Annotated in this window: 14 protein-coding genes; 6 read left to right on the top strand and 8 right to left on the bottom strand. The window is 60.7% G+C overall.

Annotated features, from left to right (window positions below):
* Positions 1-322: 322 nt before the first annotated feature.
* From G5221_RS18020 to G5221_RS17995, 6 genes are read right to left on the bottom strand one after another with little or no spacing between them, the layout of a single operon-like run.
* Complete coding sequence (locus G5221_RS18020) at positions 323-1,501, bottom strand: hypothetical protein (protein ID WP_421263667.1); 1,179 nt, start codon at positions 1,499-1,501, stop codon at positions 323-325.
* A 2-nt stretch (positions 1,502-1,503) separates the two neighbouring features.
* On the bottom strand, positions 1,504-2,166 hold the full coding sequence (locus G5221_RS18015; protein ID WP_005339371.1) for an energy transducer TonB: 663 nt from the start codon (positions 2,164-2,166) through the stop codon (positions 1,504-1,506).
* Positions 2,163-2,564 (bottom strand): ExbD/TolR family protein, encoded by a 402-nt coding sequence (locus tag G5221_RS18010; RefSeq protein ID WP_005339369.1) that lies wholly within the window; start codon positions 2,562-2,564, stop codon positions 2,163-2,165. Before G5221_RS18010 ends, G5221_RS18015 begins: the two co-directional genes overlap by 4 nt.
* Positions 2,561-3,091 (bottom strand): MotA/TolQ/ExbB proton channel family protein, encoded by a 531-nt coding sequence (locus G5221_RS18005; protein ID WP_338455866.1) that lies wholly within the window; start codon positions 3,089-3,091, stop codon positions 2,561-2,563. The genes G5221_RS18010 and G5221_RS18005 overlap by 4 nt, the downstream gene beginning before the upstream one ends.
* Positions 3,088-4,392: a MotA/TolQ/ExbB proton channel family protein gene (locus G5221_RS18000; protein WP_416035086.1), complete on the bottom strand. Its 1,305-nt coding sequence runs from the start codon at positions 4,390-4,392 to the stop codon at positions 3,088-3,090. Before G5221_RS18000 ends, G5221_RS18005 begins: the two co-directional genes overlap by 4 nt.
* On the bottom strand, positions 4,389-5,150 hold the full coding sequence (locus G5221_RS17995) for a DUF3450 domain-containing protein (RefSeq protein WP_338455862.1): 762 nt from the start codon (positions 5,148-5,150) through the stop codon (positions 4,389-4,391). The genes G5221_RS18000 and G5221_RS17995 overlap by 4 nt, the downstream gene beginning before the upstream one ends.
* Before the next feature lie 210 nt (positions 5,151-5,360).
* Here G5221_RS17995 and G5221_RS17990 point away from each other — a divergent pair, with 210 nt between their 5' ends.
* Positions 5,361-6,137 carry a helix-turn-helix transcriptional regulator gene (locus G5221_RS17990; RefSeq protein ID WP_005357256.1) on the top strand — a complete coding sequence of 259 codons (777 nt, stop codon included), beginning with the start codon at positions 5,361-5,363 and terminating at the stop codon, positions 6,135-6,137.
* 59 nt (positions 6,138-6,196) lie between these two features.
* On the opposite strand, the gene glmS is transcribed toward G5221_RS17990, so the two are convergent.
* Together glmS and G5221_RS17980 are read right to left on the bottom strand one after the other, a co-directional pair.
* Positions 6,197-8,029 (bottom strand): glutamine--fructose-6-phosphate transaminase (isomerizing), encoded by a 1,833-nt coding sequence (glmS, locus tag G5221_RS17985; RefSeq protein ID WP_005355853.1) that lies wholly within the window; start codon positions 8,027-8,029, stop codon positions 6,197-6,199.
* A 56-nt stretch (positions 8,030-8,085) separates the two neighbouring features.
* Positions 8,086-8,859, bottom strand: coding sequence for a DeoR/GlpR family DNA-binding transcription regulator (locus G5221_RS17980; RefSeq protein ID WP_005355851.1), 774 nt, complete (start codon positions 8,857-8,859; stop codon positions 8,086-8,088).
* 122 nt (positions 8,860-8,981) lie between these two features.
* Between G5221_RS17980 and blrA the strand changes: the two genes are divergently transcribed.
* The 5 genes from blrA to G5221_RS17955 all read left to right on the top strand — a co-directional run bounded on the left by blrA (position 8,982) and on the right by G5221_RS17955 (position 14,949).
* Positions 8,982-9,656, top strand: a complete 675-nt coding sequence (gene blrA / locus G5221_RS17975) for a beta-lactam response regulator transcription factor BlrA (protein WP_013724228.1) — start codon at positions 8,982-8,984, stop codon at positions 9,654-9,656.
* The gene (gene blrB / locus G5221_RS17970) at positions 9,653-11,074 is read left to right on the top strand and encodes a beta-lactam sensor histidine kinase BlrB (RefSeq protein WP_113740533.1); all 1,422 of its coding nucleotides are present in this window, start codon (positions 9,653-9,655) and stop codon (positions 11,072-11,074) included. The genes blrA and blrB overlap by 4 nt, the downstream gene beginning before the upstream one ends.
* A gap of 79 nt (positions 11,075-11,153) precedes the next feature.
* Positions 11,154-11,948, top strand: a complete 795-nt coding sequence (gene blaOXA, locus G5221_RS17965) for an OXA-12 family class D beta-lactamase (RefSeq protein ID WP_421263666.1) — start codon at positions 11,154-11,156, stop codon at positions 11,946-11,948.
* A 120-nt stretch (positions 11,949-12,068) separates the two neighbouring features.
* Complete coding sequence (creD, locus tag G5221_RS17960; RefSeq protein ID WP_421263665.1) at positions 12,069-13,418, top strand: cell envelope integrity protein CreD; 1,350 nt, start codon at positions 12,069-12,071, stop codon at positions 13,416-13,418.
* A gap of 133 nt (positions 13,419-13,551) precedes the next feature.
* Positions 13,552-14,949 (top strand): DUF4832 domain-containing protein, encoded by a 1,398-nt coding sequence (locus tag G5221_RS17955; RefSeq protein WP_421263664.1) that lies wholly within the window; start codon positions 13,552-13,554, stop codon positions 14,947-14,949.
* The last annotated feature ends 19 nt before the right edge of the window (positions 14,950-14,968 follow it).

Genomic DNA, 14,968 nt, shown 5'->3' with positions numbered 1-14,968 from the left:
GAAAATCAAAAATTGTTTTTGATGTTCGATGCTGTGAGTGCCCACACAGATTGCTTGATTCAAATTGTTAAAGAGCGTTACGCTTGTCGCGTTGAGGAGGCGCATATTACACCTCTCACTTCGAAAGTCAAGCGATTGTTTTCGCTTTTCTTTCGGCGCCCACTTCGCTAGGAAGCTGGCTCATCAGGTTGGCGTGTTCCGCCGTGCTGGTAGGGGCGCATTATAGGGAGCCGCGCCGGGATGACAAGGGCTTTTTGCAAAAATGCGCTCGTTTGCTGAAAAAGCGAACTGAACGCCCCAAAACAACCCCTTGGCATCTCTTTTACGCCGCTTTTTTGCTCAACTCTTCGCTTTGTGCCCGGATATAGTTGACCCAGCTGGTTGCTTTCTGCTGCCAGTTATCCTGTTGCTGCAGCTCACGGGCCAGTTCCAGCGCCTGGGCATACTGCTCCTTATTAAGGTGTGCCTGCACCAGCAACGCTTTGGCGCGATTGCCTTGCTCGCCCTTCACCGACTTGATGGCAGCGAGCTGGGTCATGGCAGCATCAGTCTTGCCCTGTTGCAGCAGCAGTTCGGCGGCGCGCATGGCGGCTTTGGGCTGACCATGTAGGCTGGCCAGCTGCTGCCAGCTATCAACTGCTTGTGACCACTCCCGGGCACCTTCCCACAATTGGGCAAGCAGTTGGCGGTTTTCAGCACTTTGCTTCATCTGTCCCTTGGCCATGGCAGCTTCCAGCAGACGGGCTCCACGATAAGGCAGCCCTTGCCAGGCATAGAGACGGATCAGCTGATTGCGGGCAGACGCATCATCCATCAGTTTTCTGTCGATAGCTGTTTGCAACAGAGCCAACGCCTGATCGCCACGTTTGGCGGAGAGGTTGAGCGATACCGCCTGTTGCCACCATTTGCTCTCTTTGGGTTCGTGGCTGATCAACTCGGCCGCCTGATCGGCCGCCACGCCATAACGTTGCTGAGCGGTGAGGGCGGAGAGACGAATGATGGCGGCCTGCTTCTGCCAACCCTTCTTCAACAACTGTTCGCTCTGGCTGGCGGCGTCACCGTACTGTTTGTTGTGGTAATAGAGGCCGGCCAGACGCAGGCGCAGCCCATCGTCTTGTTTGAGTGCCAGTGCCGCCTTGTAGCTGGCGATGGCGCCAGACCAGTTGGATTGCTGGGCCTGAATATCGCCGCGCAGTCGCAGCAGCTGGAGCTGTTGCTGCTCGGGCCACTCTTTATAGGCAAGGGCCTGTTCGACATAACGGCTCGCCTGGGCGGTCTGTTGCAGATTGGCCGCCAGCGAGGCTTGCAACTGCGCCAGCCAGGCACGCTCGGCATCGCTATTTGGTTTGAGGCCGGATGCCTTGCTCTGGGCTTGTTGCCACTGACCGGACTGATAGAGCTTCATCACGGGTTCAAGCTGACGGGAGAAGTGAGGGCTGACCTCCATCGCCAGACAGGCTTGGCCGACCAGGGCAAGCAGACAGATCCAGATCCGCAACATAGTTATGACTCCAGTTTGAATTTGAGCGTGATGACTTGCACCAGCTTGTCGGTGGCGCCCGGTCTCGGCTGATAGCGCCACTTGTTGATCGCCTGAATGGCCGCCCGCTCGAACTGACGCTTGGGTTTGGCTTCGACCACTTCCACATCCTGCACGCCACCTTCGGCATTCACGCTAAAGCGCAGGGTGACGAATCCTTCGATCCCTGACTGCTGGGCGCGATAGGGGTAAACCGGCTCGATCCGTTGCAGCGGCATCAGCATGTCGCCGGCGCCGATACCCGCACCCTGCTGCTGGCCGTGGTAGTTGCCACTCAATACCGGTGCGGTACTGGTCGCCACTCCGGGGGCATAGACCTGCACCGCGCTGAGGCTGGAAACCAGATCCAGACTCGGCTCAACAGCCGCCAAGGGGGCCGCGGCAGGCATCGGCAGCGGTGTCGAGGCCAATGCCGCGGGAGGCTCTGGCAGAGGCTCGGGTTCCTGCGGTACCGGACGCTCGCGTACCTGCACCTCGGTCACCTCGTTCTGCATATTGATGACGATGGGCTTCTGTTCGCTCGCCACCTTCTCGCCCCGGGGCGGTTCAACCAGCGTGGCCATGAACAGCAGGATGCCCAGACTGAGGGCGATCCCCAGCCCCAGGCTCATTAGCTTGTATTTCATTTCGGCGCCACCGCCACGGCGATATTGGCGATACCCGCCGCCTTGGCCTCATCCATCACCCGCACCACCTTGCCATGGGGCACTCGCTCGTCGGCCTGTATCACCAGGCTGGCATCGGGCTGCTCCGCCAGCAGACGGGCGATGGTGGCCTGTACCCGCTCCACATCGATCTGCTTGCGGTCGAGGAAGATCTGACCCTGAGCCCCGATCGCCAGCATGATGCTGGAAGATTTCTGCGCCTTGGCCTGGCTGGCCTGGGGTCTGTGCACCTCGAGCCCGGCTTCGCGCACGAAGGAGGTGGTGACAATAAAGAAGATCAGCATGATGAACACGATATCCAGCATGGGAGTCATGTCGATCTGCACTTCGTCACGCTGGCGTTTGGATTGCCGTCTCATTGCATTACCTTCTCTTCTCGCATGCCGTCCCGGGTCTTGGCCAGCGCACGCTTGGCCTGACTCTCGAGCCGACTGAGTAACAACACGCCGGAGAGCGCCACCACCATGCCTGCCATGGTGGGGATGGTGGCACGAGAGATCCCGCCCGCCATGCTCTCCGGGTTAAAGCGGTTGGCCGCGGCCAACGCATCGAATACGCCGATCATGCCGGTCACAGTGCCCAGCAGCCCCAGCATGGGGCAGAGCACCACCAGGGTGCGGATGAAGATCAGATGACGGTTCAGTTCCAGCTCCGCCTGTGCCAGCCAGCGACTGCGGATCGCCCGGGCGTGCCAGCTGTGGCGCTCGCTGCGAGCCTGCCAGCGGCCGAGCAGCTGTTGCTGCAGGGGGCCAAAACCCAGATTGAGGTAGAGCAGCCGCTCGATCATCAAAATCCACATCAGCACCAGCAGGGTCAGAATGACCCAGAGCACCGGGCCGCCACGGCCCATGAAGCTCTGCAGCTGTTGCCAGATGTCGAGCATCATGCTGCTCGCTCCATCCCGCCGTTATTGCTCTCGGCGCGCTCGGCCAGAATGCCGGCTACCTGCTGCTCCAGTACATTGGAGAGCTCGGTGAAGCGCGATTGCAGCAGGCTGTGGGCCAGGATCAGCGGAATGGCCGCCACCAGACCCTGTACCGTGGTGACCAGTGCCATGGAGATACCGCCCGCCATGATCTTGGGATCGCCGGTACCAAACTGGGTGATGGCCTGGAAGGTGCCGATCATCCCGGTCACGGTACCGAGCAGACCCAGCATGGGGGCGATGGCCGCGATCACCTTGACCATACCGATGCCGCGCTCCATGCGAGGAGTCTCCTGCAGGATCGCCTCATCAAGACGCAGCTCGAGGGTCTCCATGCTCAGCTCGGGGTGTTTGTCCGCCACCGTCAGCACCCGGCCGAGGGCGTTGTCGGCGTGATACTCGCCGCTCTTGAGCTGGCGGCGCACCCGACCCAGTTCGCGGGAGAGGCTCCACAGCCGTACCGCAGCGATACCCAAACCGATGGCGGCCAACAGCACGATTATGGCGCCGACCTGACCACCTTGTTGTACCTGCTGCCAGAAGGTGGGCGCCTGTGCCAGCATCGCCAGCAGAGTGCCATGCGAAGGATCCAGCGGCAGCGCTTCCTCTTCCTGACCCTGATAAGCCGCAACGGCAGAGAGCACGCTACCGGGCAGACCCAGTACCGGGCTCAAGCCTTCGGCGGTCGGTTGCAGGAAGCCTTCGCTCCCCAGCAGGGCAAAACTGCCAACCCGGGTCAGCGACTGCTCGCTGGCAGCCCCCTGGGCATCGAGCACCTTGCCGTTGAACTGGGCAATCCGGCCAGATTCGCGGATCTCCTGCAGCAGCGTGGCGGGCAGCAGGGCGAGGGCGGCGCGATCCGGCACCTGTTTATCCTGTGCCATGGCTTTCAGCGGGGCGAGACGCTCCGGGTACTGGCCCTCGACGGCGGATTCGCTCAGCAGCTTGACCGCATCGCTGGCGCCCTGACGGGTGACCGCGAAGATCTCGTTCATGTCGCCGGAGGCTTGCTCCCACTGGGCGTTGAGCTCGACCAGCTGCTTCTCGTTGCTGGCGAACTTGCCAGCCAGCTCCTTGCTCAAGCGCTGGGCCTCGGCCAGTCTGGCGCGGGCAGTGCCGAGCTCCTTGGCAACGGTCGCCAGGTCTTGCTGAGCCTGCTGTTCACGAGCCTGTTCCTGCTGCTGCCACTCATCGGCGACAGCAGCGTTGGTACCGCAGGAGAGGGCAATAAGGAGGGGGAACCACTTCATGGTGACTCTCATGATTGGGCCTCCTGACTGCGGCTGACAGAGAGGGGGACATTGAGCAACTGGGGAACTTTCTTGTCGGCGGCCACATCCATCGCCTCGGCAATAGGGGAGAGCCACTGGCTATCGAGGGCTTGCCATTGCTTCGCCTCGGCGGACCAGCGCCATGCTTGACTGCGATCGGCCGTCATTGCCAGCAGGGAGACCCGACCCAGCGCCAGCACATCGACCCGACGCGGAGCACCATCCAGCTCCAGCTCGGCGGAATAGCTGTCCATCCGGCTGCCGTACTCGGCTTCAATCTGATAGGCCTGCAGCAGCTGACGGAGTTTCTCTGCCTCGCTAACGTCTGCGCGGGCCAGGGTCGCTTTCAACTGTTCAACCCGCGCCTGCCGATCTTCCTTGCGCAGCGGGATGTCGTTTTGCACCAGCTGTTCCAGATCTGCCTGCATCTGCAACATCAGCGGGATCAAGCCCTGACGGGTCTCTTGCACCGCTTCCAGCTGCTGGCTCAATTTACCCAGCTCATTTTGCTGATCGGCCACCAGAGATTGCATGTAGCGGTTGTAGGCTTCGAGGTCACGCAGTTGCAGCTGGGCATTTTGCAGCTCCAGTCGTGCGGCAACAGCGGCATCGGCGGCTTTTTCCACCCGCTGCTGGGAGGCTTTCCCGGCAGCTATGCTGTTCTTAAGGGCGGGAGCAACCAGCTCATCCCCGATGGCAGCAAAGTGGACTGACAGTGGCAGCAGGGCCACACCCCATAATTTGTTCATTGAAATACATCTTACTAATGATAACTATTATCATTATCTCAAATGCAGGGCGGACTGGCAACGAGAGGATTTTCTTGGCCTTTATGCACAAAAACAGGATAATTTTTAAGCACGCACGGAATAAGTGGCGCCAATAGCCACCGCACAAATATAAATAACGAGAAAAAATCTTTTCGATCAGTGTGATAAAGATCGAAAAAGGAGAAAGTAATGCTCAACGATGCGATCTGGGAACATATCGACAAGTTCACCAAGGCAACAAAAACCAGCGATATCCAGCAACTGCTGGAGCGCTTCAGTCATCAAATGGGCTTCGATTACTTTCGGCTGCTGATTATTTTCCCCATCAGCATGCAAAAATCCCACGTGGCACTGTTCAACAACTGTCCGACCACCTGGTTTGACGCCTACAGCGAAAACCAGTATCTGACCCAGGATCCGGTGGTCTATCTGGGGCTGAAACAGACCCAGCCGATCTTCTGGAACAAGCTCGACTGCGATTCGCCCTGGCTACCCAGCGCCAGCCGCGACGTGATGAACCTGGCGGCTGATTTCGGGGTACGCAATGGCGTCTCCTTTCCGCTGCACACCCCGCAGGGGGAGCACGGCATCCTCTCATTCATCACCAAGGAGAAATCCAACTCCGATCTGATGTTTGAAAATGTTCCGCTGCTGTCGTTCTGCGCCAGCTACATCTTCAACTCCGCACTGCAACTAATCAAAAGCAGACCGGATATGATGAAATACCTGACCGAACTGTCGGATCGGGAGAAGGAGTGCCTGTTCTGGGCCAGCGAGGGCAAGACCTCCTGGGAGATCGCCACCATCCTCGGCATCAGTGAGCGGACGGTTAACTTCCATCTGACCCAGGTGACCAACAAAACCGACTCGAAGAACCGCAGTCAGGCCATCGCCAAAGGGATCACCAGCGGCATCATAGTGCCCTCCCTCGACGAGGTCACCATCACCAACCTGCGGCTGTCGTAACCCCTCAGCAGCAACAAAAAGAGCCGCAATTGCGGCTCTTTTTCATTTGAGAGAGTGACTTACTCAACGGTCACCGATTTTGCCAGGTTGCGCGGCTGGTCGACGTCAGTCCCCTTGATCAGGGCAACGTGATAGGAGAGCAGCTGCAGCGGCACGGTATAGACGATGGGGGCGATCACCTCTTCCACATGGTTGAGGTTCATGACCCGCATGGTCTCGTCGCTCTTGAAGCCGGTATCGGCATCGGCAAACACGTAGAGGATACCGCCACGGGCGCGCACCTCTTCCACGTTGGACTTGAGCTTCTCCAGTAGATCGTTGTTTGGCGCCACCACAATGATGGGCATCTCGGCATCGATCAGCGCCAGCGGGCCGTGCTTCAGCTCGCCAGCCGCGTAAGCTTCGGCGTGGATATAGGAGATCTCTTTGAGCTTGAGCGCCCCCTCCATGGCGATGGGGTACTGGCTGCCACGACCGAGGAACAGGCTGTGCTGCTTGTCGGCAAACTCTTCGGCCAGGGTTTCGATATCCTTGGCCAGTGCCAGGCTCTCTTTAATACGCAGCGGCAGGGCTTGCAGCGCCTTGACCAGTTCGGCTTCGGCGGCGGCGCTCAGGTGGCCACGACAGTGACCGACCGAGGCCACCAGCATCAGCAAGCCAGCCAGCTGGGTGGTAAACGCCTTGGTGGAGGCCACGCCGATTTCGGCACCGGCGCGGGTCATGAAAGCCAGATCCGATTCACGCACCAGCGAGGAGCCCGGCACGTTGCAGATAGCCAGCGAGCTCATGTAGCCGGATTCCTTGGCCAGACGCAGCGCCGCCAGGGTATCGGCAGTCTCGCCGCTCTGGGAGAGGGTCACCAGCAGGCTGTTGGGGCGCACTACCGATTTGCGATAGCGGAACTCGGAGGCGATCTCCACATCGCAGGAGACGCCAGCGATCTCTTCGAACCAGTAGCGAGCCACCATGCCGGAGTGATAGGAGGTGCCGCAGGCGACGATCTGCACGTGCTCGACCTTGTCAAAGATGGCGCGTGCGCCGTTACCGAACGATTCGACCACCACGTGATCGCTGCCCAGACGCCCTTCCAAGGTGTTGGTGATCGCTTTGGGCTGCTCGTGGATCTCCTTGAGCATGTAGTGACGGTATTCGCCCTTGTCACCGGCATCGTGGGAGAGTTCGGACTCCTGCTCTTCGCGCACCACGGCGTTGCCGTTGGTATCGAAGATATGCACGTCACGGCGGGTCACTTCGGCCACATCACCCTCTTCCAGGAAGATGAAACGACGGGTCACCGGCAGCAGCGCCATCTGGTCGGAGGCGATAAAGTTCTCGCCGATACCGCGGCCGATCACCAGCGGTGAACCGGAACGGGCAACCACCACGCGGCTGTCGTCGCGGCTGTCCATCACCACGGTACCGTAGGCACCGCGCAGCTGCTTCACCGCAGTCTGCATGGCGGCCAGCAGGCTGCCGGCGCTCTTCAGCTCATGATGGACCAGATGGGCAATCACTTCGGTGTCAGTGTCGGAGCTGAACACATAGCCCAGCGCCTTCAACTCTTCCCGCAGCTCTTCGTGGTTCTCGATGATGCCGTTGTGCACCACCACGATATGCTCGGAAACGTGGGGGTGGGCGTTGCGCTCGGAGGGCTCGCCGTGAGTGGCCCAGCGGGTATGGGCGATGCCGGTACCACCGTGAACGGACTGCTCGTCGAGCGCCTTGGCCAGCTCGGCCACCTTGCCCAGACGGCGAACCCGCTGCAGCGGCTGGTTGGCGCTGAACACGGCCACACCGGCTGAGTCATAACCGCGGTACTCCAGACGGCGCAGGCCCTCTACCAGAATTTCAGCCACATCACGTTGGGCAACAGCCCCGACGATGCCACACATACACTTCTCCTTGAGATACAAATCGTAAAGTCAGTTGGATGGTTCAGAGCTCGATGTCAGCAAGTGACCGGGGCGCAGATAAGCGTCACCCCCTGGGCTTGAATCTGTTCTCTGGCCTCGCTGGCCAGCCCCTCGTCGGTCACCAGGGTATGGATGCTCGACCAGGGAAGTTCGAGATTGGGGATCTTGCGGCCGATCTTTTCCGATTCGACCATCACAATGACCTCCCGCGACACCTCGGCCATGACCCGCGACAGGCCCACCAGCTCGTTGAAGGTGGTGGTGCCACGCTCCGGGTCGATGCCGTCGGCACCGATAAAGAGCTGGTCGAAGTCGTAGGAGCGCAGCACCTGTTCCGCCACCTGCCCCTGGAAGGATTCGGAGTGAGGGTCCCAAGTGCCACCGGTCATTAACAGGGTAGGCTCATTTTCCAGCTCGCGCAGGGCACCGGCCACATTGAGGGAGTTGGTCATCACGATGAGGCCGCGCTTGTTGCCCAGCATGGGGATCATGGCGCTGGTGGTGCTGCCGCTGTCGATGATGACGCGGTTGTGATCACGCAGCCGCTCGGCCGCCGCACGGGCAATGGCTAACTTTCGGTTCGAAACTTGTTCAGGGTTGACCTCGACCACCATCTCGCTCGGCAAGGGGACGGCGCCACCGTAACGGCGCAGCAGCAGACCACCGGTCTCCAGTACCGCCAGATCTTTACGGATAGTCACTTCGGAGGTAGAAAAGTGTTTGGCAAGGGCGTCGACGCTCACTTCACCCTGCTCTTGTACCAGGGTCACTATGGTGTGTCGGCGTTGTTGAGTATTACGTTTGGTCATTTTTAAGTTTCGATTCGAAAGAACATCGAAATATTAGCCCCTTTTTCGGAAAAATAAAACAGCAAATAGGATCCGATTTGGTTCGATGCCAGAATGGGGTGCCAATTTGCGACGAGGATGCCATGCAAAAGAGAGTCATCTGGCTGGTGGAGGATGAGGCCAGCATCGCCGACACCCTGATTTACGCCCTGCAGACCGACGGGTTCGAGGTGGAGTGGTTCATGCTGGGCCAACAGTTGCTGACACGACTGGAACAGACGCGACCCGACTTCCTGATCCTCGATGTGGGGCTACCCGACATCAGCGGCTTCGAACTCTGCAAGCAGGTGAGGGCGCTGACCGATATTCCCCTGATGTTCCTCACCGCCCGCAGCGAGGAGATAGACCGACTGATCGGGCTGGAGATAGGTGCCGACGACTATGTGGCCAAACCCTTCTCGCCACGGGAAGTGTGTGCCCGGGTGCGGGTCATCCTGCGCCGCAGCCAGCCCGTCGCCCCCCAGCCCAGCGCCCTGCTGGTACTGGATGAGGAGCGGGCCCGCATTCACTTTCGCGGTCAGCCGCTGGCCCTCACCCGCTACGAATATCTGCTGCTCAAGACCCTGATGCTTGCGCCGGGCCGGGTCTACTCCCGCCAACAGCTGATGGATCTGGTGTGGCAGGATGCGGAGGAGAGTCTGGATCGCACCGTCGATACCCATATCAAGACCATCCGCGCCAAGCTGCGCGAACATGATCCCGAGGCCAACCTGATCCTCACCCACCGCGGACTGGGCTACAGCCTGGAGCTGGCATGAGACTCGGGTTGCAACTGCTGTGCGGCCTGCTGCTGATCTTCGCGCTGGCCGCCTGGTTCGTGCTGGAGATCTTCGTCGAGGAGATAAAACCCGGGGTGCGCAGCGCCACCGAGGATACTCTGGTAGACATGACCCAGCTGCTGGCGCCGCTCGCCCTCGATGATCTGAAAGAGGGCAATATGATGAACGGGCGGTTGGCCAGCGCCTTCGCCCGCCTCAACCAGAATCCCATCAATGCGATGATCGACGGCCACCTCAAGCAGCAGGCGGAGTACCGCATCTATGTCACTGACCAGAAGGGTATGGTGATTTACGACTCCGACGGCACGGATCTGGGCAAGGATTATTCCCGCTGGAACGATGTCTACCGCACCCTGCGCGGCCAATATGGCGCCCGCAGCACCCGCACCGATCCCGACGATGCCGCCAGCTCGACCATGTATGTGGCAGCGCCGCTGCGGGAGGGGGCCGAGATCATCGGCTCCCTCACCGTCGCCAAACCCAATCGCACCCTGATGCCCGCCATTGAGCGGGGGGAACAGGAGCTGCTGCGGGCAGGCGGCCAGATGCTGCTCATCTCGCTGCTGATCGGCAGTCTGCTGGTGTGGTGGCTCAACCGCGCCATCGGCAAGCTGGTGCACTACGCCGACTCGGTCAGCAAGGGGGAGGCGGCACCGCTGCCACGGCTGCACACCGTCGAACTGGATCGGCTCGGCCGCTCGCTGGAGACCATGCGCCACCAGCTCGATGGCAAAAGCTACATCGAAGCCTATGTGCACAGCCTGACCCACGAGCTGAAGAGCCCGCTGGCCGCCATTCGCGGGGCAGGGGAGATTTTGGCCGAAACGCCGCCCCCCGAAGTTGCCAAACGGTTTATCGGCAACATCAATCAGGAAACCGCGCGCATGCAGCAGCTGATCGAGCGAATGCTGCAACTCGCGCGGCTGGAGTCGGGGCAGGGGCTGGATCGCCAGTCGGTGGAACCGGCAAAACTGGGCAAGCGCACCCTCGACGCCCGCCAGATCATTGCCCAGCGCCGTCAGGTCGAGTTGGTGGCCGAGCTGGCCAGCGCGCCGAAACAGAAGTGGGATCCGCTGCTGGTGGAGCAGGCCATCGGCAACCTGCTGGACAACGCCATCGACTTCTCTCCCGCCAACGGGCAGGTCACCCTGAGCGGCAGCCAGCAGGAGGAGGGCTACTGTTTTCGGGTCACCGACAGCGGCCCCGGCATTCCCGACTACGCCCTGCCGCGCATCTTCGAGCGCTTCTACTCCCTGCCACGACCGGACAAGGGGAAGAGCAGCGGTCTGGGGCTCAGCTTCGCCCATGAAGTAGCCCACCAGCATGGCGGCCGTCTGACCCTGAGCAACCGGCCGGAAGGGGGCGCGCTGGCGGAACTCTGGCTGCCGTTCGCCTAGTCCCCCGCAACTTCACATTCCCCACACAAAGCGGCATTAGACTGCCGCTTTCTCTCATCCATTTGCTCAAGGAAATGCTATGTCCCGCCTGCTTCTCTCCAGCCTGCTGGCTGCCGGTCTGCTCGCAGCCCTGCCTGCCTCCGCCGCCAGCGGCTGCTTTCTCTATGCTGACGGCAACGGCCAGACCCTCTCCAGCGAAGGGGACTGCTCCAGCCAGCTGCCGCCCGCGTCCACCTTCAAGATCCCGCTGGCGCTGATGGGTTACGACAGTGGCTATCTGGTTGATGAAGAGCATCCGGCACTGCCCTACAAACCGAGCTATGACGGCTGGCTGCCCGCCTGGCGTGAAACCACCACCCCGCGCCGCTGGGAAACCTACTCGGTGGTCTGGTTTTCCCAGCAGATCACCGAATGGCTGGGGATGGAGCGCTTCCAGCAATATGTCGACCGCTTCGACTACGGCAATCGGGATCTCTCCGGTAATCCGGGCAAACATGACGGCCTGACCCAGGCCTGGCTCAGCTCCAGCCTCGCCATCAGTCCGGAGGAACAGGCCCGCTTCCTCGGCAAGATGCTCAGCGGCAAGCTGCCGGTCTCGGCGCAGACCCTGCAATACACCGCCAATATCCTCAAGGTGAGCGAGATCGAGGGCTGGCAGATCCACGGCAAGACCGGCATGGGCTACCCGAAGAAGCTGGATGGCAGCCTCAACCGCGATCAGCAGATCGGCTGGTTCGTCGGCTGGGCCAGCAAACCGGGCAAGCAGCTGATCTTCGTCCATACCGTGGTGCAAAAGCCCGGCAAGCAGTTCGCCTCCCTCAAGGCAAAAGAAGAGGTGCTGGCCGCATTGCCCGGGAAGCTGAAGACCCTGTAATTCCTCCAGAAACCGGCGCAATGCCGGTTTTTTTATCCCCCTTCACCACCACTTCACACAAGCCCATCACCACTTCACGCCGGACTGACAGACTCACTCCATCAAACAAGGAGACGTGTCATGGTCAAACAGATATTCACCCACAAGATATTTCTGCTGCTGTTGCTCAGCCTGCTGTTGATGGTGCCAGTGCAATCCATCATGGAGCTGAACCGGGAGCGTCAGGCTTACCGCAGTCAGGCCATTCACAGCATCATGGCCAGCAGCAGCGGCCCGCAACGACTGATGGGGCCCATTATCGTACAGCCCTATACCCGTTCGGTGACGGTCGAGCAGGATGGCAAGCGCTTCGTCCGTCAGGAGCAGACCTATCGCTACCTGCTGCCGGAACAGCTCGACGTGCAGGCCACCATGGAGGTGACCCCGCGCAAGCTCGGCATCTATCAGGCGCAGGTCTATCAGACCCGGCTCTCCCTCTCCGGCCGTTTGCCGACAGCCGCTCAACTACAAGAGAGCGCGCCGCTCGCCGGGGATGACGAGCTGGTGGCGGGCAAACCCTACCTGAGCCTGGTGCTCTCCGATGCCCGCGGTATCAACAGCGTCCCCGAACTGCAACTCGGCACACAGCGGATCCCGTTTGCCCCCGGCGCCCGCCTCGGTGATGCGCTCGCGGGTATCCATGCCCCGATCGACAGCCTGCCGCAGCAGGATGGCACCTTCCATCTGGAGCTCAATCTACAGGGGATGAACACCCTCGACATAGTCCCGCTGGGCAAGGAGAGCACCCTGCAGCTGGCGGGCAACTGGCCCCACCCCAACTTTATCGGTGACTTTCTGCCGGGCAGTCGCACCCTGAGCCCACAAGGGTTTGAGGCCAACTGGCAAACCAGCTGGTTCGCCAGCGACATGGAGACCCGCTTCAACCGGATGATGAACGGTGGCGATAGTCATCTCTCCACCTTCAGCGTCAGTCTGGTGCAGCCGGTGGATCACTATCAGCTCAACGAGCGGGCAGCCAAGTATGCCCTGCTCTTCATCGGTCTTACCTTTATCAGCTTTTTCATGTTCGAGCTGCTCAAGGGGCTGCGGGTTCACCCGATCCAGTACGCGCTGGTGGGCATGGGGCTGGCCATCTTCTATCTGGTGCTACTGGCCCTGACCGAGCACCTCGGCTTTGGCTGGGCCTATCTGGTGGCCTCGCTGGCCAGCGTGCTGCTCAACGGCTTCTACCTCAGCCATGTGCTGGGCGGCCCGAAGCAGGGGATCGGCTTCGCAGCGCTGCTCGGGCTGGTCTATGCCATCCTCTACAGCCTGCTGCAGGCCGAAGAGATAGCTCTGCTGCTCGGCGCCCTGCTCTTGTTCGCCACCCTGGCACTGATCATGATGCTGACCCGCAAGCTCGACTGGTATCAGGTGATGGGGCAACAGAGTGTCGAGTCCCGCCCAGCCGGACATGACAATGACGACTGAGGCACAACCTCCGTCAATCTCTGACCGAAACAACAAAGGCTTCAGTCGGTTCTTCTCGAAAACAGCGGAACCGGCTGGGCCTTTGTCCGCCAATTTCCTAGCATGCAATCATGTTCCACTGGCGGACGATCACATGAAAATGCATCCGGGCAGGATCCTGCTCTATTCCGGCTTGCTATGGGCTCAGGGAGCTCTGGCCGGTACCCTCACCATTCATCCCGAACCGGTCGATGACCTCTTGCACAATCCCGGCGTCGGTATTGAAGAGTTTCACAACAGCTGGGGCCATCCCCTCTCTCTGGCCGAACACCCGGTCAGCACGGTCGACTACTTCCGTTTCTACTGGAGCGAGCTGGAGCCACAGGAGGGCGAATACAACTTTGCCCTGATCGACAGGGCCATCGATCAGGCACAGCACGCCACCCCGAAACAGTCGATCGCCCTCAGGGTCATGACCCTTGATGAGCCCTTCTCTGGCAGCAAGATCCCGGAGTGGCTCATCAACAAGGGGATTCGGGGAGAGTGGGTGAACAACCACCAGACCTTTGTGCCCGACTACAGCGACCCGCAGTTCCTCGCCAGTGCCGCCCGGCTGTTTCAGGCGCTGGGCGCCCATTACGATGGCAACCCGGCGCTGAGTCATGTCGACATCGGCATGATAGGTTCATGGGGAGAGTGGCACATGAGCAACTTCCCCGGTCCGACGCTGGAGCAGCGCTACAGCAGCGAGCAGCTCAAACCCTATGTTGACCTGCAGATGGCCGCTTTTCCGCGAACCCCCAAGCTGATGCTGATCAACAACCTGCCCATGTTCGAGTATGCCGTGGGCAAGGGAGCCGGCTGGCGGGCAGACTGCCTCGGCGACTGGCACCACTTCTCCCAAAACTGGAGCCACATGCGCAATGCCTACCCGGAACGACTGGCGAGCGCCCGCGCCGATGTGGCGAACTTCGATTCCAGCTGGCAGAGGGCTCCGGTCAGTTTCGAGGTGTGCGGCAAGCTGAGCGAGTGGCCAGGCCAGCAGCAGTACACCATGGAGGAGGTCAAGGCCACCTTTGACTGGGCGCTGGCCCAACACGCCTCCACCATCAATCTCAAGTCGGATCCGGTTCCGTCCCAATATCGACCCATCGTCGACAATGCCCTGCGCAAGATGGGCTATCGCATCGTGCTGGACCAGCTGACCCTCAAGGGAACCATGAAGCCGGGGGCTACCCTTACCCTCAACGGCGACTGGCACAACGACGGGGTAGCGCCGGCCTATCGCAACTGGCCGCTCACTTACCGGCTGGTCAACGAGGAAGGGCAGGTTGGCGCCATGCTGGTGACCCGCAACGACATGACCCGCTGGATCCCGGGCAGCAAGGCTACCACTCGCGACAGCCTGACCCTGCCGGGCCGGATGGCGCGCGGTCACTACTATCTCGAGCTGGCCTTCATCGGTCAGGACAAGCAGCCCGCTTTGCAGCTCGGCATTGCCGGTCTGGAAGAGAGTGGCTGGTATCGTCTGGCCGAGATCGACATCCAGTAACGCAAGAGGGCTCCCGCAG

The organism is Aeromonas sp. 602200, from assembly GCF_049173895.1.
GTDB lineage: Bacteria > Pseudomonadota > Gammaproteobacteria > Enterobacterales > Aeromonadaceae > Aeromonas > Aeromonas veronii_A.
This window is presented reverse-complemented; position numbering and strand designations above follow the sequence as displayed.

Bases quoted from the DNA above. Each gene is read 5' to 3' on its own strand.
- G5221_RS18000 (WP_416035086.1), bottom strand. From the start codon at position 4,392: ATGAGAGTCACCATGAAGTGGTTCCCCCTCCTTATTGCCCTCTCCTGC.
- glmS (WP_005355853.1), bottom strand. From the start codon at position 8,029: ATGTGTGGCATCGTCGGGGCTGTTGCCCAACGTGATGTGGCTGAAATT.
- blrA (WP_013724228.1), top strand. From the start codon at position 8,982: ATGCAAAAGAGAGTCATCTGGCTGGTGGAGGATGAGGCCAGCATCGCC.
- G5221_RS18015 (WP_005339371.1), bottom strand. From the start codon at position 2,166: ATGAAATACAAGCTAATGAGCCTGGGGCTGGGGATCGCCCTCAGTCTG.
- blrB (WP_113740533.1), top strand. From the start codon at position 9,653: ATGAGACTCGGGTTGCAACTGCTGTGCGGCCTGCTGCTGATCTTCGCG.
- G5221_RS17980 (WP_005355851.1), bottom strand. From the start codon at position 8,859: ATGACCAAACGTAATACTCAACAACGCCGACACACCATAGTGACCCTG.
- creD (WP_421263665.1), top strand. From the start codon at position 12,069: ATGGTCAAACAGATATTCACCCACAAGATATTTCTGCTGCTGTTGCTC.
- G5221_RS17995 (WP_338455862.1), bottom strand. From the start codon at position 5,150: ATGAACAAATTATGGGGTGTGGCCCTGCTGCCACTGTCAGTCCACTTT.
- blaOXA (WP_421263666.1), top strand. From the start codon at position 11,154: ATGTCCCGCCTGCTTCTCTCCAGCCTGCTGGCTGCCGGTCTGCTCGCA.
- G5221_RS18010 (WP_005339369.1), bottom strand. From the start codon at position 2,564: ATGAGACGGCAATCCAAACGCCAGCGTGACGAAGTGCAGATCGACATG.
- G5221_RS18020 (WP_421263667.1), bottom strand. From the start codon at position 1,501: ATGTTGCGGATCTGGATCTGTCTGCTTGCCCTGGTCGGCCAAGCCTGT.
- G5221_RS17990 (WP_005357256.1), top strand. From the start codon at position 5,361: ATGCTCAACGATGCGATCTGGGAACATATCGACAAGTTCACCAAGGCA.
- G5221_RS18005 (WP_338455866.1), bottom strand. From the start codon at position 3,091: ATGATGCTCGACATCTGGCAACAGCTGCAGAGCTTCATGGGCCGTGGC.
- G5221_RS17955 (WP_421263664.1), top strand. From the start codon at position 13,552: ATGAAAATGCATCCGGGCAGGATCCTGCTCTATTCCGGCTTGCTATGG.